The organism is Streptomyces sp. NK08204 (genome assembly GCF_020400585.1).
Lineage (GTDB): Bacteria > Actinomycetota > Actinomycetes > Streptomycetales > Streptomycetaceae > Streptomyces.
Genome location: NZ_JAINVF010000014.1, coordinates 156338 through 174705, shown reverse-complemented (window position 1 = coordinate 174705; position 18368 = coordinate 156338). Strand labels below are relative to the sequence as shown.

The 18368-nt window shown below is 70.8% G+C and carries 16 protein-coding genes; 15 read left to right on the top strand and 1 reads right to left on the bottom strand.

The genetic code is table 11. The features are described from left to right. Nucleotides 1–2: 2 nt before the first annotated feature. On the bottom strand, nt 3–2201 hold the full coding sequence (locus K7G59_RS22000; RefSeq protein WP_225836790.1) for an elongation factor G-like protein EF-G2: 2199 nt from the start codon (nt 2199–2201) through the stop codon (nt 3–5). 225 nt (nt 2202–2426) lie between these two features. Here K7G59_RS22000 and pgsA point away from each other — a divergent pair, with 225 nt between their 5' ends. The 15 genes from pgsA to K7G59_RS21925 all read left to right on the top strand — a co-directional run bounded on the left by pgsA (nt 2427) and on the right by K7G59_RS21925 (nt 18310). Continuing rightward, nucleotides 2427–3158: a phosphatidylinositol phosphate synthase gene (gene pgsA / locus K7G59_RS21995; RefSeq protein ID WP_225836805.1), complete on the top strand. Its 732-nt coding sequence runs from the start codon at nt 2427–2429 to the stop codon at nt 3156–3158. After that, a complete protein-coding gene (locus tag K7G59_RS21990) occupies nt 3155–4063 on the top strand; it encodes a phosphatidylinositol mannoside acyltransferase (protein WP_225836788.1) in 909 nt (302 codons plus the stop codon). The genes pgsA and K7G59_RS21990 overlap by 4 nt, the downstream gene beginning before the upstream one ends. Then, nucleotides 4060–5220 carry a glycosyltransferase family 4 protein gene (locus K7G59_RS21985; protein ID WP_225836786.1) on the top strand — a complete coding sequence of 387 codons (1161 nt, stop codon included), beginning with the start codon at nt 4060–4062 and terminating at the stop codon, nt 5218–5220. Before K7G59_RS21990 ends, K7G59_RS21985 begins: the two co-directional genes overlap by 4 nt. A 663-nt stretch (nt 5221–5883) precedes the next feature. Continuing rightward, on the top strand, nt 5884–6426 hold the full coding sequence (locus K7G59_RS21980; protein WP_225836784.1) for a hypothetical protein: 543 nt from the start codon (nt 5884–5886) through the stop codon (nt 6424–6426). 113 nt (nt 6427–6539) lie between these two features. Continuing rightward, nucleotides 6540–7445: a pyridoxal 5'-phosphate synthase lyase subunit PdxS gene (gene pdxS, locus K7G59_RS21975; RefSeq protein WP_023552068.1), complete on the top strand. Its 906-nt coding sequence runs from the start codon at nt 6540–6542 to the stop codon at nt 7443–7445. A gap of 36 nt (nt 7446–7481) precedes the next feature. Next, nucleotides 7482–8087, top strand: coding sequence for a pyridoxal 5'-phosphate synthase glutaminase subunit PdxT (gene pdxT, locus K7G59_RS21970; protein ID WP_225836782.1), 606 nt, complete (start codon nt 7482–7484; stop codon nt 8085–8087). Between the two features lie 48 nt (nt 8088–8135). Then, the gene (locus K7G59_RS21965; RefSeq protein ID WP_225836780.1) at nt 8136–8888 is read left to right on the top strand and encodes a YebC/PmpR family DNA-binding transcriptional regulator; all 753 of its coding nucleotides are present in this window, start codon (nt 8136–8138) and stop codon (nt 8886–8888) included. 105 nt (nt 8889–8993) lie between these two features. Further along, on the top strand, nt 8994–9533 hold the full coding sequence (gene ruvC, locus K7G59_RS21960) for a crossover junction endodeoxyribonuclease RuvC (RefSeq protein WP_225836778.1): 540 nt from the start codon (nt 8994–8996) through the stop codon (nt 9531–9533). After that, nucleotides 9530–10135 (top strand): Holliday junction branch migration protein RuvA, encoded by a 606-nt coding sequence (gene ruvA, locus K7G59_RS21955; protein ID WP_225836777.1) that lies wholly within the window; start codon nt 9530–9532, stop codon nt 10133–10135. The genes ruvC and ruvA overlap by 4 nt, the downstream gene beginning before the upstream one ends. 53 nt (nt 10136–10188) lie before the next feature. Further along, on the top strand, nt 10189–11277 hold the full coding sequence (gene ruvB, locus K7G59_RS21950; RefSeq protein ID WP_225836776.1) for a Holliday junction branch migration DNA helicase RuvB: 1089 nt from the start codon (nt 10189–10191) through the stop codon (nt 11275–11277). A 178-nt stretch (nt 11278–11455) separates the two neighbouring features. Then, entirely contained in the window at nt 11456–11956 is a 501-nt protein-coding gene (gene yajC, locus K7G59_RS21945; RefSeq protein ID WP_225836775.1) for a preprotein translocase subunit YajC, read from the top strand. Nucleotides 11957–12096: 140 nt separating this feature from the next. Beyond that, nucleotides 12097–13914 (top strand): protein translocase subunit SecD, encoded by a 1818-nt coding sequence (secD, locus tag K7G59_RS21940; RefSeq protein WP_225836774.1) that lies wholly within the window; start codon nt 12097–12099, stop codon nt 13912–13914. Between the two features lie 3 nt (nt 13915–13917). Continuing rightward, a complete protein-coding gene (gene secF, locus K7G59_RS21935; RefSeq protein WP_225836773.1) occupies nt 13918–15024 on the top strand; it encodes a protein translocase subunit SecF in 1107 nt (368 codons plus the stop codon). Beyond that, a complete protein-coding gene (locus tag K7G59_RS21930; protein WP_225836772.1) occupies nt 15021–15560 on the top strand; it encodes an adenine phosphoribosyltransferase in 540 nt (179 codons plus the stop codon). Before secF ends, K7G59_RS21930 begins: the two co-directional genes overlap by 4 nt. A gap of 239 nt (nt 15561–15799) precedes the next feature. Beyond that, nucleotides 15800–18310: a bifunctional (p)ppGpp synthetase/guanosine-3',5'-bis(diphosphate) 3'-pyrophosphohydrolase gene (locus K7G59_RS21925; RefSeq protein WP_225836771.1), complete on the top strand. Its 2511-nt coding sequence runs from the start codon at nt 15800–15802 to the stop codon at nt 18308–18310. The last annotated feature ends 58 nt before the right edge of the window (nt 18311–18368 follow it).

The window sequence follows — 18368 nt, the reverse complement described above, 5'->3', positions numbered from 1 at the left end:
GCCTACGGCGCCTCGCCCGCCTGTTCGCGGATCCGCTCGGCGACCTGTGGCGGCATCGGCTCATGTCGCACATAGGAGCGGTTGAAGCGGGCCGTGCCGTGCGACAGCGAACGAAGGTCGACGGTGTAGCGGCCGATCTCGAACTCGGGCACCTCGGCGCGCACCAGAGTCCGTCCGGAGCCGACCTGCTCGGTGCCGAGCACCCGGCCGCGGCGGCTGGACAGGTCGCTCATCACGGCGCCCACGTAGTCGTCACCGACCAGCACGGTCACCTCGGCGACCGGCTCCAGCAGGTGGATCTTCGCGTCGGCGGCCGCCTCGCGCAGCGCGAGCGCGCCCGCGGTCTGGAAGGCGGCGTCGGAGGAGTCCACGGAGTGCGCCTTGCCGTCCAGCAAGGTGATCCGTACGTCCACGAGCGGATAGCCGGCGGCGACCCCCTTGGCGGCCTGCGCCCGTACGCCCTTCTCGACGGACGGGATGAACTGCCGGGGCACCGCGCCGCCGACGACCTTGTCCACGAACTCGATGCCCGAGCCGCCCGGCAGCGGTTCCACCTCGATCTCGCAGATGGCGTACTGGCCGTGGCCGCCGGACTGCTTCACATGCCGCCCTCGCCCGGCGGCCTTGGCCGCGAAGGTCTCCCGGAGGGCGACCTTGTGCGGGACGACGTCGACCTGGACGCCGTAGCGGCTGCGCAGCCGCTCCAGGGCCACGTCGGCGTGGGCCTCGCCCAGGCACCACAGGACCACCTGGTGGGTGTCCTGGTTGTGCTCCAGGCGCATCGTGGGATCCTCGGCGACCAGGCGGGCCAGTCCCTGCGAGAGCTTGTCCTCGTCGGCCTTGCTGTGCGCCTCGATGGCGAGCGGCAGCAGCGGGTCGGGCATCTGCCAGGGCTCCATGAGCAGCGGGTCGTCCTTGCCGGAGAGCGTGTCGCCGGTCTCCGCGCGGCCGATCTTGGCCACGCACACCAGGTCGCCCGCGACGGCGTGTGTCACCGGCCGCTGCTGCTTGCCGAAGGGCATGGACAGGGCGCCGACCTTCTCGTCGACGTCGTGGTCCTCGTGGCCGCGGTCGGTCAGCCCGTGCCCGGAGACGTGCACCGTCTGGTCGGGGCGCAGGGTGCCGGAGAAGACGCGGACCAGGGAGATCCGGCCGACGTAGGGGTCGGAGGCGGTCTTGACGACCTCGGCGACCAGGGGTCCGCCGGTGTCGCACGGCTTCAGCTCGCGGGGCTTGCCGCCGATGGTCGTGACCTCGGGCATGGGGTGCTCGAACGGGGTCGGGAACCCGCCGGTGATCAGCTCCAGCAGCTCCGCCGTGCCGAGGCCCTGCCGGGCCCCGTCGGCGGCGGGGGCGGCGGCCAGGACGGGGAAGAACGTGCCGCGTGCCACGGCCCGCTCCAGGTCCTGCACGAGCGTCTCGACGTCGATCTGCTCGCCCCCGAGGTAGCGGTCCATGAGGGTCTCGTCCTCGCTCTCGGCGATGATCCCCTCGATCAGCCGGTTGCGGGCCGCCTCGATGTCCGGCACCTGGTCCGGGCCGGGTTCGGACTCCTTGCGCTCCCCGGTGGAGTAGTCGAACAGCCGCTGGGACAGCAGCCCGATCAGCCCGGTCACGGGCGCGTGCCCGTCGGGGCCCTCGGGGCCGTGCAGCGGCAGATACAGGGGCAGTACGGCGTCGGGGTCCTCGCCGCCGAACGCCTGCGCGCAGATCCGGGTCATCTCCTCGAAGTCCGCGCGGGCGGCCTCCAGGTGCGTGATCACGATCGCCCGGGGCATGCCGACGGCCGCGCACTCCTCCCACACCGTCCGGGTCGAGCCGTCCACCCCGTCCGAGGCCGAGACGACGAAGAGAGCCGCGTCCGCGGCGCGCAGACCGGCTCTGAGCTCCCCGACGAAGTCGGCGTATCCGGGGGTGTCGAGCAGGTTGATCTTGATGCCGTCCCATTCGACGGGCGCCAGCGAGAGCTGGACCGAGCGTTGCTGCCGGTGCTCGATCTCGTCGTAGTCGGAGACGGTGCCGCCGTCCTCCACGCGGCCCGCCCGGTTCACCGCCCCCGCGGTCAGCGCGAGGGCTTCCACCAGAGTCGTCTTGCCCGCCCCGGAGTGGCCGACCAGCACCACGTTCCGTACGGACGCGGGGTGGTCGGCCGCCAGAGCCCTGCCGGCGGCCCCGGAGTGTGTCTGAACCTTGTCGCCCATGATCCTGCCTCCCGTGCACGGTGAGGTCACTGTGGGCGCGGACACGCGGCACCGCGTGCACTGGCGGCTCCTGCGACGCCCGCGGTCCTTCGAGCTTTCCACTCCCGTCACGTTGCGTCCATACGACGGACGCCGATCACGCCACGCGCGCCGGTGCGGGGCGTGCGGCGCCTTGCGGGATCGGTCCGGGTGCCCGGCCGTCACGCACGCGCGCGCGTGGCTACGATGGGCCAGCCGGCGGCCACCAGGGCCGCGGCGACACCAACCGTCGGGAAGACCATGCTGAACAAGTACGCGCGTGCCTTCTTCACGCGTGTCCTCACACCGTTCGCCGCGTTTCTCATCCGCAGGGGCGTCAGCCCCGACACGGTCACGCTCATCGGTACGGCCGGGGTGGTCGCCGGCGCGTTGGTCTTCTACCCCCGGGGCGAGTTCTTCTGGGGCACGGTCGTGATCACCCTGTTCGTCTTCTCCGACCTGGTCGACGGCAACATGGCCCGCCAGCTGGGCCGCTCCAGCCGCTGGGGCGCCTTCCTGGACTCCACGCTCGACCGGGTCGCCGACGGCGCGATCTTCGGCGGCTTCGCCCTGTGGTACGCGGGCCGCGGGGACGACAACGCGCTGTGCGCGGTCACCATCTTCTGCCTGGCCAGCGGCCAGGTGGTGTCGTACACCAAGGCGCGCGGCGAGTCGATCGGGCTGCCGGTCGCCGTCAACGGGCTGGTCGAACGCGCCGAGCGGCTGGTGATCTCGCTGGTCGCGGCCGGTTTCGCGGGCTTGCACAAGTTCGGCGTGCCGGGCATCCAGTGGCTGCTGCCGATCGCCCTGTGGGTCGTCGCCGTGGGCAGCCTCGTCACGCTGATCCAGCGGGTCGTCACCGTCCGCCGCGAGTCCGCCGAGGCGGAGGCCGAGGCCGCCCGAGAGAACGCGTCCGAGGGGAGTGAGGCGGCGAAGTGAGCACCGGCGAACGGCTCAGCGACGCGCTGTACGGACTGGGCTGGAGCTCCGTCAGGAAGCTTCCCGAACCCGTCGCGGTCCGCCTCGGCCGCGTCATCGCCGACCTCGCCTGGAAGCAGCGCGGCAAGGGCGTGCAACGGCTGGAGGCCAACTACGCGCGTGTGGTGCCCGGCGCCACCCCCGAACGCCTCGCCGAGCTCTCCCGCGCGGGCATGCGCTCGTACCTGCGCTACTGGATGGAGTCCTTCCGGCTGCCGGCCTGGAGCCGCGAGCGGGTGAGCGCGGGCTTCGACCCGAAGGACCTGCACCACCTCACCGACGGTCTGGCCTCCGGCCAGGGCGTTGTCCTCGCCCTGCCGCACATGGCCAACTACGACCTGGCCGGCGCCTGGGTCACCACCGAGCTTCAGACGCGGTTCACGACGGTCGCCGAGCGGCTGAAGCCCGAGACGCTGTACGACCGCTTCGTCGCCTACCGCGAGGGGCTCGGCATGGAGGTCCTGCCGCACAGCGGCGGGAGCGCCTTCGGCACGCTGGCCCGACGACTGCGCGACGGCGGCCTGGTCTGCCTGGTCGCCGACCGTGACCTGTCCGCGTCCGGCGTCGAGGTGGACTTCTTCGGCGAGCGGGCACGGATGCCCGCGGGACCGGCGCTCCTCGCGCAGCAGACCGGGGCACTGCTGCTTCCGGTCACGCTCTGGTACGACGACTCGCCTGTCATGCAGGGACAGGTGCATCCCCCGGTCGAGGTACCCGGGTCGGGCACGCGGGCCGAGAAGACGTCCGTCATGACGCAGGCGCTGGCCGACGCCTTCGCCACCGGGATCGCCGGCCATCCGGAGGACTGGCACATGCTCCAGCGGCTGTGGCTCGCCGACCTCGACCCCGCGAAGGGACCCTCGTGAGAATCGGGATCGTCTGCCCGTACTCCTGGGACGTCCCCGGCGGCGTGCAGTTCCACATCCGCGACCTCGCCGAGTACTTCGTCCGGCTCGGCCACGAGGTCTCCGTGCTCGCCCCCGCCGACGACGACACCCCGCTGCCGCCGTACGTCGTCTCCGCAGGGCGTGCGGTCCCCGTGCCGTACAACGGCTCTGTGGCCCGCCTGAACTTCGGGTTCCTGTCCGCCGCCCGGGTCCGCCGCTGGCTGCACGACGGCGCCTTCGACGTGGTGCACATCCACGAACCGACGTCTCCCTCGCTGGGCCTGCTGACGTGCTGGGCCGCGCAGGGGCCCATCGTCGCGACCTTCCACACCTCCAACCCGCGCTCGCGCGCGATGATCGCCGCGTACGCGATCCTCCAGGCCGCCCTGGAGAAGATCAGCGCACGCATCGCGGTCAGTGAGTACGCCCGCCGCACCCTCGTCGAACACCTGGGCGGGGACGCCGTGGTGATCCCCAACGGCGTCGACGTCGACTTCTTCGCCAAGGCCGAACCCAAGCCCGAGTGGCAGGGCGACACCATCGGCTTCATCGGCCGTATCGACGAGCCCCGCAAGGGCCTGCCGGTGCTCATGGAAGCGCTGCCGAAGATCTTTGCCGCCCGCCCGCGGACCCGGTTGCTGGTCGCCGGGCGCGGCGACGAGGAAGCGGCCGTGGCCGGCCTGCCGAAGGAACTTCGCTCCCGTGTCGAGTTCCTCGGCATGATCAGTGACGAGGACAAGGCGCGTTTCCTGAGCAGCGTCGACCTGTACATCGCGCCCAACACCGGCGGCGAGAGCTTCGGCATCATCCTGGTGGAGGCCATGTCGGCGGGCGCCCCCGTCCTCGCCTCCGACCTGGACGCCTTCGTGCAGGTCCTCGACCAGGGGAAGGCGGGCGAGGTCTTCGCCAACGAGGACGCGGACGCGCTGGCCGACGCGGCCGTACGCCTCCTGGCCGACCCGGCCCGCCGCGCTGAGCTGCGCGAACGCGGCAGCACACACGTCCGCCGCTTCGACTGGTCGACGGTGGGCGCCGACATCCTCTCCGTCTACGAGACGGTCACGACAGGCACGGCGGCGGTGGCCACGGACGAGCGCTCGGGCCTGCGAGCACGGTTCGGTCTGGCGCGCGACTGATCTGAAACGGCACGACTGGTCGCCGCGACAGCCGGCTTCAGGAGCGCGGCCGACCTGACCGGCGCGGCCCGGTGCGGTCCTGGTGCGGTGCGGCCCCGGTGCGGGCCGGCCGGCACGGACGCGGCTGTTTCGGGGACGACGTGGGCGAGCCCTGGGGTGCATGGCTCCGTGAGGTGCGGGTGCCCTGCGTCGGCGCGGTTCCTGGCGTGGTGCGCCCGGTCGGCATGGGTGCGACTGCCTTCGGGGACGGCCGGGTGATCTCCGCCGGAGCGTCTGGCGCGCTGTGGCCGACTCGCATCGGTTTGGCCTGACCGGCCCGATGACCTCGGTCCGGTGCGGTCGATCCTGACCGGGCACGGCTGACCTCGGTCGATGCGGCTGGTCCCGGGGCGACCCGACTGACCTCGGAACGCGGCAGATCCTGACTGCGCGGCTGACTCCGGCGACGGCGGTCGACCCGGAGTGACGCGGTCGACCCTGAGTGACGCGGCCGGCCCGCCCTGCGCGGCCGGCCTGATGGGCGTGACCGGTCGCCCCGAAGAGCGCCGCTGTCACGTGGACGGCGCGGCTGACCCCCGGGACAGCGCGGTCGACGCCGGTGACGGCGCCGTCGGCCCCCGTACGGGATGCGGGCGAGTCAGAGCCCACCGATAGCCTTCGCCCGTGACCGCAACCCTCATCTGGATCCTTGTCGCGCTCCTGGCGATCGGCCTGTACCTGAGCTGGACGGCCGGCCGGCTGGACCGGCTGCACGTGCGGATGGACGCCGCGCGGGCCGCGCTCGACGCGCAGCTGCTGCGGCGGGCGTCCGTGGCGCAGGAGCTGGCGACCTCGGGTGTGCTGGATCCCGCCGCCTCGATCGTGCTGTACGAGGCCGCCCATGCGGCACGGCAGGCCGAGGAGGAGCAGCGGGAGGTCGCCGAGAGCGAGCTGAGCCAGGCCCTGCGGGCGGTGTTCGAGGACCCGCAGCAGGTCGAGGGCGTGCGCGCCGCGCCCGGAGGCGAGGACGCGGCCCGTGAGCTGGCCGAGGCCGTACGCCGGGTGCCGATGGCCCGCCGCTTCCACAACGACGCCGTAGGGGCCGCCCGCAGGCTCCGCGAGCACCGCAAGGTGCGCTGGTTCCGGCTGGCCGGCCACGCCCCGTTCCCGCTGGCCTTCGAGATGGACGACGAGCCGCCGGCGGCCCTGGTGGAACGGGTCTCCTGACCACCAAGCGGAGCAAAAGGATCCACCGACTTCACATTGGCCCTTGCTGTGGCCTGGTCCACTCGCGTTTCCTCTTCGCAGCAGCATCCCTCTTTCTTCCAGTGAGGTCATCCGTGTCCACCACCGAGAACCAGGCTCCCGAGACCGGCACCGCCCGAGTGAAGCGCGGCATGGCCGAGCAGCTCAAGGGCGGCGTCATCATGGACGTCGTCACGCCGGAGCAGGCGAAGATCGCCGAGGACGCGGGCGCCGTCGCCGTCATGGCTCTGGAGCGGGTCCCGGCCGACATCCGCAAGGACGGCGGCGTGGCCCGCATGTCCGACCCGGACATGATCGAGGGCATCATCGACGCCGTCTCCATCCCGGTCATGGCCAAGTCCCGCATCGGCCACTTCGTCGAGGCCCAGGTCCTGCAGTCCCTCGGCGTGGACTACATCGACGAGTCCGAGGTCCTCACCCCGGCCGACGAGGTCAACCACTCCGACAAGTGGGCGTTCACCACCCCCTTCGTCTGTGGTGCCACCAACCTGGGCGAGGCCCTGCGCCGCATCGCCGAGGGCGCCGCGATGATCCGCTCCAAGGGCGAGGCCGGTACCGGCAACGTCGTCGAGGCCGTCCGTCACCTGCGCCAGATCAAGAACGAGATCGCCAAGCTGCGCGGCTTCGACAACCACGAGCTGTACGCCGCCGCCAAGGAGCTGCGCGCCCCCTACGAGCTGGTCAAGGAGGTCGCCGAGCTGGGCAAGCTCCCGGTGGTCCTCTTCTCCGCCGGTGGCGTGGCCACTCCGGCCGACGCGGCCCTGATGCGCCAGCTCGGTGCCGAGGGCGTGTTCGTCGGCTCCGGCATCTTCAAGTCCGGCGACCCGGCCAAGCGCGCCGCCGCCATCGTGAAGGCCACGACCTTCTACGACGACCCGAAGATCATCGCCGACGCCTCCCGCAACCTGGGCGAGGCCATGGTCGGCATCAACTGCGACACCCTGCCCGAGACCGAGCGCTACGCCAACCGCGGCTGGTAATCAGCAGGTACTGAGCACTCACCAGGTACTGACTCCATGAACACTCCTGTCATAGGCGTCCTGGCCCTCCAGGGCGACGTACGGGAGCACCTCATCGCCCTGGCCGCGGCCGACGCCGTGGCCAGGCCGGTGCGGCGCCCCGAGGAACTCGCCGAGGTCGACGGCCTCGTACTGCCCGGCGGCGAGTCGACCACCATCTCCAAGCTCGCCGTCCTCTTCGGACTGATGGAGCCCCTCCGCGCGCGCGTACGGGCCGGTATGCCGGTCTACGGCACCTGCGCGGGCATGATCATGCTCGCCGACAAGATCCTCGACCCGCGCTCGGGTCAGGAGACCATCGGCGGCATCGACATGATCGTGCGCCGCAACGCCTTCGGACGGCAGAACGAGTCGTTCGAGGCCGCGCTCGACGTCAAGGGCATCACGGGCGATCCTGTGGAAGGCGTCTTCATCCGCGCCCCCTGGGTCGAGTCCGTGGGCGCCGGGACCGAGGTGCTGGCCGAGCACGAGGGCCACATCGTCGCGGTCCGCCAGGGCAACGCGCTCGCCACGTCGTTCCACCCGGAGCTGACCGGCGACCACCGCGTGCACGCCCTGTTCGTCGAGATGGTGCGCGCCAACCGGACACCGGAGTCCTTGTAGGATCTCTGGCGTTCGTTCATAGATGGGTTACGCGAAGGAGACAGGCAGATGTCCGGCCACTCTAAATGGGCCACGACGAAGCACAAGAAGGCCGTGATCGACGCCAAGCGCGGCAAGCTCTTCGCGAAGCTGATCAAGAACATCGAGGTCGCGGCGCGGATGGGCGGCGTGGACCTCGACGGCAACCCGACGCTCTACGACGCCGTCCAGAAGGCCAAGAAGCAGTCGGTCCCGAACAAGAACATCGACTCCGCGATCAAGCGTGGCGGTGGCCTTGAGGCCGGTGGCGCCGACTACGAGACGATCATGTACGAGGGCTACGGCCCGAACGGTGTCGCCGTGCTCATCGAGTGCCTCACCGACAACCGCAACCGCGCCGCCTCCGACGTCCGCGTCGCCATGACCCGCAACGGCGGCAACATGGCCGACCCGGGCTCGGTGTCGTACATGTTCAGCCGCAAGGGCGTCGTCATCGTCCCCAAGGGTGAGCTGACCGAGGACGACGTGCTCGGCGCCGTCCTGGACGCCGGTGCCGAGGAGGTCAACGACCTCGGCGAGACCTTCGAGGTCATCAGCGAGGCCACCGACCTGGTCGCGGTCCGCACCGCGCTGCAGGAGGCCGGCATCGACTACGACTCCGCCGAGTCCAGCTTCGTGCCGTCCGTCCAGGTGGAGCTGGACGAGGAGGGCGCGAAGAAGATCTTCAAGCTGATCGACGCGCTGGAGGACAGCGACGACGTGCAGAACGTCTTCGCGAACTTCGACGTGTCGGACGAGATCATGGAGAAGGTCGAAGCCTGACGCCGACGCGACCCCACGGGCCGACGGGACACACCCCGTCGGCCCGTCGCGTTGTCAGTGGCACCCGATAGCCTGCACGAACAGGCCGTCGAAGGGAGGGGCGCGGTGCGCGTACTGGGGGTGGACCCCGGGCTGACCCGGTGCGGTGTCGGCGTCGTCGAGGGGGTCGCCGGTCGCCCGCTGACCATGCTCGGCGTCGGGGTCGTCCGCACGCCCGTGGACGCCGACCTCGGCCACCGGCTGCTCGCCGTCGAGCAGGGCATCGAGCAGTGGCTGGACGAGCACCGTCCCGAGTACGTCGCCGTCGAGCGCGTCTTCAGCCAGCACAACGTACGCACCGTCATGGGCACCGCCCAGGCCAGCGCCGTCGCCATGCTGTGCGCCGCCCGGCGCGGCATCCCCGTCGCCCTGCACACCCCCAGCGAGGTCAAGGCCGCCGTCACCGGCAGCGGACGCGCCGACAAGGCACAGGTCGGCGCCATGGTCACCCGGTTGTTGCGGCTCTCCGCACCGCCGAGGCCCGCCGACGCCGCCGACGCCCTCGCGCTCGCCATCTGCCACATCTGGCGCGCCCCCGCCCAGAACCGGCTCCAGCGGGCCGTGGCCCTGCACACCGCCCAGGCAACGAAAGGCCGTACGGCATGATCGCCTTCGTCAGCGGCACGGTCGCCGCACTCGCTCCCGACGCCGCCGTCGTCGAGGTCGGCGGTGTCGGCATGGCCGTCCAGTGCACACCCGACACCCTGTCGACGCTGCGTCTCGGCCGGCCCGCAAAGCTGCACACGTCCCTCGTCGTCCGCGAGGACTCCCTCACCCTGTACGGCTTCGCCGACGACGACGAACGCCAGGTCTTCGAGCTGCTGCAGACCGCGAGCGGCGTCGGCCCGCGTCTGGCCCAGGCCATGCTCGCCGTGCACACCCCGGACGCCCTGCGCCGTGCCGTCGCCACCGGCGACGAGAAGGCGCTCACCGCTGTCCCCGGCATCGGCAAGAAGGGTGCGCAGAAGCTGCTGCTGGAGCTGAAGGACCGCCTCGGCGAGCCCGTCGGAGCACCCGCGGTCGGCGCACCGGTCACCCAGGGCTGGCGCGACCAGCTGCACGCGGCCCTGATCGGCCTCGGCTACGCCACCCGGGAGGCCGACGAGGCTGTCACCGCCGTGGCCCCGCAGGCCGAGGCGGCGGGCGGCACCCCGCAGGTGGGGCAACTGCTCAGGGCCGCCCTGCAGACCCTGAACCGAGCCCGCTGACCCGCGTAGCCCCCGAGCCGACCCCCGTAGCCCCATAGCTGAAGGCACACCACATGAACTGGGACGACACGACCGACGCGACCGCCTCCGAGCGGCTGGTGGGATCTGTCGCCGACCGCGAGGACCAGGCCGTCGAGGCCGCACTGCGGCCCAAGGACCTCGACGAGTTCATCGGCCAGGAGAAGGTCCGCGAACAGCTCGACCTCGTCCTGCGCGCCGCACGCGCGCGCGGCGCCACCGCCGACCACGTGCTGCTCTCCGGCGCGCCCGGCCTCGGCAAGACCACCCTGTCGATGATCATCGCGGCGGAGATGGGTGCTCCCATCCGCATCACCTCCGGGCCCGCCATCCAGCACGCCGGCGACCTCGCCGCGATCCTCTCCTCCCTGCAGGAGGGCGAGGTCCTGTTCCTCGACGAGATCCATCGCATGTCCCGGCCCGCCGAGGAGATGCTGTACATGGCGATGGAGGACTTCCGCGTCGACGTCATCGTCGGCAAGGGCCCCGGCGCCACCGCCATCCCGCTCGAACTGCCCCCGTTCACCCTGGTCGGCGCCACCACACGCGCCGGCCTGCTGCCACCGCCGCTGCGCGACCGCTTCGGCTTCACCGCGCACATGGAGTTCTACGAGCCGCACGAGCTGGAGCGCGTCGTGCACCGCTCGGCGAGCCTCCTCGACGTCGGGATTGAGCCGGACGGCGCCGCCGAGATCGCCGGCCGCTCGCGCGGCACGCCCCGCATCGCCAACCGCCTGCTGCGCCGCGTGCGCGACTACGCCCAGGTCAAGGCGGACGGTCTGATCACCCGGGAGATCGCCGCGGCGGCCCTGAAGGTGTACGAGGTCGACGCACGCGGCCTGGACCGGCTCGACCGCGCCGTGCTGGAGGCGCTGCTGAAGCTGTTCGGCGGCGGCCCGGTCGGGCTGTCGACGCTCGCCGTCGCGGTGGGGGAGGAACGGGAGACCGTCGAGGAGGTCGCCGAACCGTTCCTCGTCCGCGAGGGACTGCTCGCCCGCACCCCGCGCGGCCGGGTCGCCACGCCCGCGGCCTGGGCGCATCTCGGCCTCACCCCGTCCGGCCCGGCGGCCGGCGGAGCCGGAAGAGCTGCGGGAACCGGACAACAGGACCTCTTCGGGACCTGACGGCGCCGCGACGGCGAGGGCAATGGCGGGGGCAGGAACCCAGGTGCCATGCTGAGCGTTGTTCCATGCATGCGGACTCGCTTAGACTCCGCCGATGCCACCCTTGCGGGCGGCGCCGACCCACACCCCCATCAACAGGCCGCTCTCCGTCGCGGTCGCGCGAAGGAAACCCCGTCCCGTGAAGACAGTCACTCTCCTCCCGTTCATCGTGCTCATCGCGGCCATGTTCCTGATGACGCGCTCGGCCAAGAAGAAGCAGCAGCAGGCCGCCCAGATGCGGAACGAGATGCAGCCCGGCTCCGGCGTCCGCACGATCGGGGGAATGTACGCGACGGTCAAGGAGATCAACGAGGACACGGTCCTCCTCGACGCCGGCCCCGGCGTCGAACTCCTCTTCGCGAAGAACGCGATCGGCGCCGTCCTGACGGACGACGAGTACAACCGCATCGTCCACGGCATCGAGCACGACCTGAAGTCCGACGCCGACACCGTTCCGGACGACGCCTCCTCGCTCACCGAGGGCGACAAGACCGACGAGCCTGCCGCCGCCTCCGACGACAAGACCGTCGACCTCGGTAAGAAGGAAACCGCCGGGGACGAGACCCACGCGCCCGAGGCCCCCGAGGCCGAGGCGGACGAAGAGCCGAAGAAGACCGACGGCGACACCGACGCGAAGTAGTCACGACCCGGGGCGTAGCGGCGCGGCATGATGGCGCCCCGCGCGCCCCGGGCGCGTCTGTGTCCCGGACGGGACCCGACCATGTCATGGCCGCTCCGCGCCGACCGGGCGCGCAGCGGCCCGAGAGGGAGTACGAGAAGGTGGCAGCACCTAAGAGGGGCCGGAGCGCGAGCGCCCAGAGCAAGCCAGGGCGCTCGCTGGCCCTCATCCTGATCGCCATCGTGGCGCTCACCGGGGGGATGTTCGCCTCCGGAAACACCACTCCGCGTCTCGGCATCGACCTTGCCGGTGGTACGAGCATCACGCTCAAGGCGAAGGCCGACCAGGGGTCGGCGATCAACAAGGCCAACATGGACACCGCGGTCGACATCATGAACCGCCGTGTCAACGGCCTGGGCGTCTCCGAGGCGGAGGTGCAGACCCAGGGGAACGACCACATCATCGTCAACATCCCCAAGGGCACCAACTCCAAGCAGGCCCAGGAGCAGGTCGGCACCACCGCCAAGCTGTACTTCCGCCCGGTGCTCGCCACCGAGCCCACCGGCACCGCCGCGCAGAAGCCCTCGCCGAGTGCCTCGCCCAGCGGAACCACCAAGCCCAACCCCTCCGCGAGCGGGTCGCCGAAGCCGAAGGCGTCCTCGTCCTCGTCCTCCTCCGCGGCCCCGACCGCCACCGCCACCTCCCAGGGCCGCGCGGTCACCGACGCGCTGAAGGCCGACGCCACGCCGTCGCCGTCCGCCTCGCCGAACGCCTCCTCGTCCTCCAGCGCCTCGCCGAGCGCCTCGTCCAGCGCGAAGCCCTCCGCCAGCCCGTCCGCGTCCGCGAGCGGCAGCACTTCCACCAGCAGGCTCCAGGCCCAGTACGCCGCCCTGGACTGCTCCAAGCCCGCCGAGCGTGCCAAGGCCGGCACCAACGCCAAGCCCAGCGAGCCCACCGTGGCCTGCGGCGAGATCGACAAGGTCTGGTACAAGTACGTGCTCGGCCCGGCCGCCGTCGACGGCACCGAGGTCAAGAAGGCCCGCGCCGTCTTCGACACCCAGGGCGCCGCCGGCTGGCAGGTGCAGATGAACTTCAACTCCAGCGGGTCCAAGAAGTTCGCGAACGTCACCGGTGAGCTGGCCAAGAACCAGGAGCCGCAGAACGAGTTCGGCATCGTCCTCGACGGCCAGGTCGTCTCCAGCCCGCGTGTGAGCACCGCCATCGTCGGCGGCCAGGCCGAGATCTCCGGCCGCTTCACGCAGCAGGAGGCGCAGAACCTCGCCAACATGCTGTCGTACGGCGCCCTGCCGCTGTCCTTCAAGGAGGACACCGTCACCACGGTGACCGCCGCGCTCGGCGGTGAGCAGCTGCACGCCGGTCTGCTCGCCGGCGCGATCGGCCTGGCCCTGGTCGTGATCTACCTGGTCGCCTACTACCGCGGCCTCTCGATCGTGGCGATGGCCTCCCTCGTGGTCTCCGCGATCCTCACCTACGTGATCATGTCGCTGCTCGGCCCGGCCATCGGCTTCGCGCTGAACCTGCCGGCCGTCTGCGGTGCCATCGTGGCCATCGGTATCACCGCCGACTCGTTCATCGTCTACTTCGAACGCATCCGGGACGAGATCCGCGAGGGCCGCTCGCTGCGCCCCGCGGTCGAGCGGGCCTGGCCGCGAGCGCGGCGCACGATCCTGGTCTCCGACTTCGTGTCGTTCCTCGCCGCCGCGGTGCTGTTCATCGTCACCGTCGGCAAGGTGCAGGGCTTCGCGTTCACGCTGGGTCTGACCACTGTGCTCGACGTGGTCGTCGTCTTCTTCTTCACCAAGCCGCTGATGACGCTCCTCGCCCGCCGCAAGTTCTTCGCGAACGGCCACAAGTGGTCCGGGCTCGACCCGAAGAGCCTGGGCGCCAAGCCGCCGCTGCGCCGTACCCGCCGTCCCGCCGGTCCCGCCACCGGCTCTGTCGACCCGAAGGAAGCGTGAGCGATGTCGAAACTCGGCAGCCTCGGCGCCCGACTGCACCGTGGTGAGATCAGCTACGACTTCGTCGGCAAGCGCAAGATCTGGTACGGCATCTCGATCCTGATCACCATCACGGCCGTCCTCGGCCTGGCGGTGCGCGGCCTGAACATGGGCATCGAGTTCCGCGGCGGCGCGGTCTTCACGACCCCGACGCACATGAGCACCTCGGTGGCCAAGGCGGAGGAGTACGCCAGGGACGCCGCCGGGCACGAGGCGATCGTCCAGAAGCTCGGCAACGGCAGCCTGCGCATCCAGATCGCCGGCATCGAGACCGACAAGTCCGACCAGATCAAGCAGACCCTGGCCAAGGACCTGAAGCTCAACCCGGAGAAGCTCGCCGCCGACCTGGTCGGCCCGAGCTGGGGCGAGCAGATCGCCAACAAGGCCTGGGAGGGCCTGGCGATCTTCATGGTCCTCGTGGTGATCTACCTGGCGATCGCCTTCGAGTGGCGCATGGCCATCGCGGCCCTGGTCGCGCTGATCCACGACATCACCATCACGACCGGCATCTACGCCCTCGTCGGCTTCGAGGTCACGCCCGGTACCGTCATCGGTCTGCTGACGATCCTCGGTTACTCGCTCTACGACACGGTCGTCGTCTTCGACAGCCTCAAGGAGCAGACGAAGGACATCACCAAGCAGACCCGCTACACCTACAGCGACATCGCCAACATGTCGATCAACGGCACCCTGGTCCGTTCGATCAACACCACCGTGGTGGCGCTGCTGCCGGTGGCGGGCCTGCTGTTCATCGGTGGCGGCTTCCTCGGCGCCGGCACGCTGAACGACATCTCGCTGTCGCTGTTCGTGGGCCTCGCGGCCGGCGCGTACTCCTCGATCTTCATCGCCACGCCGCTCGTCGCCGACCTCAAGGAGCGCGAGCCGGCGATGAAGGCCCTCCGCAAGCGGGTCCTGGCCAAGCGGGCCCAGGCCGCCGCCGAGGAGGACCTCGTGGAGACCCGCGGCGCCGCGGACGAGCCGGAGGACGCCGCGCCCGCCGTCGTCGGCCAGCGCAGCCAGTCCGGACCCCGCGGCCGGGGCCGTGGCCGCGCCTCCGGGAAGCGCCGATGACCGGCATCCAGGAGCTGCTGCTCAGCCGCATCCGTGACGTGGCCGACTATCCCGAGCCCGGCGTGATGTTCAAGGACATCACCCCCTTGCTCGCGGATCCGGCGGCGTTCACGGCCCTCACCGACGCGCTGGCCGAGATCGCCACCGAGACCGGCTCCACCAAGGTCGTCGGTCTGGAGGCCCGTGGCTTCATCCTGGGCGCCCCGGTCGCCGTCCGTGCCGGTCTGGGCTTCATCCCGGTCCGCAAGGCGGGCAAGCTGCCCGGCGCGACCCTGCGCCAGGCCTACGACCTGGAGTACGGCTCGGCCGAGATCGAGGTCCACGCCGAGGACCTGACCCCCGGCGACCGTGTGCTGATCGTGGACGACGTCCTGGCCACGGGCGGCACCGCCGAGGCCGCGATCCAGCTCATCCAGCGGGGCGGCGCCGAGGTCTCGGGCCTCGCCGTCCTGATGGAACTGGGCTTCCTCGGCGGCCGTGCCCGCCTGGAAGCGTCCCTGAACGGCTCCCCGCTTCAGGCACTCCTCCAGATCTGACCCGGCTGATCACCGTACGGCCGCCCCGGCACCGCACCGGGGCGGCCGTCGCCGTTCGGGCACCCGCCGCCCCCGGACAGCACCTCATGGCCACCTCGCGGAATCCGCAGGACGCCCGGCGCGTTTCACGAACAGACGGTCCCCACTCCATCCTGCAGGCGATGACCAGGCCCAGGATCGCTACCATGGGGTCTTCCGGAGCCTGACCGGGGGACCCGGATCGCGCACGAGGAGTCCTCTTGCCAGACGAGGCCCAGCCACTGACCGCCGCCAAGCCCGAGCAGGCCTCGGCCGCCGCGGCCAAGCCCGCGCCCAACGCGTCCGACGCGAAGAACGACACGCGCGGGAGGGTCGAGCACGCCCAGTCCGCGCCCGTCGAGAAGACCACCGAGACCGCGCGCCCCAAACCGGCGCCCCTGCGTCCCGCCACCGCCCAGCCCACCCGCAGCGGCTCCTCCAACCGCGTCCGCGCCCGCCTCGCCCGGCTCGGCGTGCAGCGCGCGAACCCGTACAACCCGGTCCTGGAGCCGCTGCTGCGGATAGTGCGCAGCAACGACCCCAAGATCGAGACCTCGACGCTGCGTCAGATCGAGCGCGCCTACCAGGTCGCCGAGCGCTGGCACAGGGGTCAGAAACGCAAGAGCGGCGACCCGTACATCACGCACCCGCTCGCCGTCACCACCATCCTCGCCGAACTGGGCATGGACCCGGCCACGCTCATGGCGGGGCTGCTGCACGACACCGTCGAGGACACCGAGTACGGCCTGGAGGACCTGCGCCGTGACTTCGGCGACGTCGTCGCCCTGCTGGTGGACGGCGTCACCAAGCTGGACAAGGTCAAGTTCGGCGAGGCCGCGCAGGCCGAGACCGTGCGCAAGATGGTCGTCGCGATGGCCAAGGACCCGCGCGTCCTGGTCATCAAGCTCGCCGACCGCCTGCACAACATGCGCACCATGCGCTACCTCAAGCGCGAGAAGCAGGAGAAGAAGGCGCGCGAGACGCTGGAGATCTACGCGCCGCTCGCCCACCGACTGGGCATGAACACCATCAAGTGGGAGCTGGAGGACCTCGCGTTCGCGATCCTCTACCCCAAGATGTACGACGAGATCGTGCGGCTCGTCGCCGAGCGGGCGCCCAAGCGGGACGAGTACCTCGCCATAGTGACCGACGAGGTCCAGGCCGACCTGCGGGCCGCCCGCATCAAGGCGACGGTCACCGGCCGCCCGAAGCACTACTACAGCGTCTACCAGAAGATGATCGTCCGTGGTCGTGACTTCGCGGAGATCTACGACCTGGTGGGCATCCGCGTCCTGGTCGACACCGTCCGTGACTGCTACGCCGCCCTCGGCACCGTGCACGCGCGATGGAACCCGGTCCCCGGCCGGTTCAAGGACTACATCGCGATGCCCAAGTTCAACATGTACCAGTCGCTGCACACGACGGTCATCGGGCCGGGCGGCAAGCCCGTCGAACTCCAGATCCGCACCTTCGACATGCACCGTCGCGCGGAGTACGGCATCGCCGCCCACTGGAAGTACAAGCAGGAAGCCGTCGCCGGCGCCTCCAAGGTCCGTACGGACGCGCCCAAGGCGTCGGCCAAGGACAAGGACGCCATCAACGACATGGCGTGGCTGCGGCAATTGCTGGACTGGCAGAAGGAGACCGAGGACCCCGGCGAGTTCCTGGAGTCCCTGCGCTTCGACCTCTCACGCAACGAGGTCTTCGTCTTCACACCCAAGGGCGACGTCATAGCGCTGCCGGCCGGGGCCACACCGGTGGACTTCGCGTACGCCGTCCACACCGAGGTCGGCCACCGCACCATAGGGGCGCGGGTCAACGGCCGCCTGGTACCGCTCGAGTCCACCCTGGACAACGGCGACCTGGTGGAGGTCTTCACCTCCAAGGCGCCCGGCGCGGGCCCGTCGCGCGACTGGCTCGGGTTCGTCAAGTCGCCCCGGGCACGCAACAAGATCCGGGCCTGGTTCTCCAAGGAGCGCCGCGACGAGGCGATCGAGCAGGGCAAGGACGCCATCGTGCGGGCCATGCGCAAGCAGAACCTGCCGATCCAGCGCATCCTCACCGGCGACTCCCTCGTCACCCTCGCGCACGAGATGCGGTACTCGGACATCTCCGCCCTGTACGCGGCGATCGGCGAGGGGCACGTCTCCGCCCAGCACATCGTGCAGAAGCTCGTCCAGGCCCTCGGCGGCGAGGAGGCGGCCACCGAGGAGATCGACGAGACGGTCCCGCCGTCCCGCAGCCGCAGCCGCAAGCGCCGCTCCACCGCCGACCCGGGCGTCGTCGTCAAGGGCGTCGACGACGTGTGGGTCAAGCTGGCCCGCTGCTGCACGCCCGTACCCGGCGACCCGATCATCGGCTTCGTGACGCGTGGCAGCGGCGTCTCGGTGCACCGCAGCGACTGCGTGAACGTCGAGTCGCTCTCCCGCGAGCCGGAGCGCATCCTCGACGTCGAGTGGGCGCCCACCCAGTCCTCGGTGTTCCTGGTCGCCATCCAGGTCGAGGCGCTGGACCGCTCCCGGCTGCTGTCGGACGTCACCCGCGTCCTGTCCGACCAGCACGTCAACATCCTCTCCGCGGCCGTCCAGACCTCCCGCGACCGGGTCGCCACGTCCCGGTTCACCTTCGAGATGGGCGACCCGAAGCACCTGGGCCACGTCCTGAAGGCGGTACGGGGCGTGGAGGGCGTGTACGACGTGTACCGGGTGACCTCGGGGCGCACCCGGTCCTGAACACGTATGTGAAAGGCCCCGTACGACGCGTACGGGGCCTTTCACATACGTGATGCGG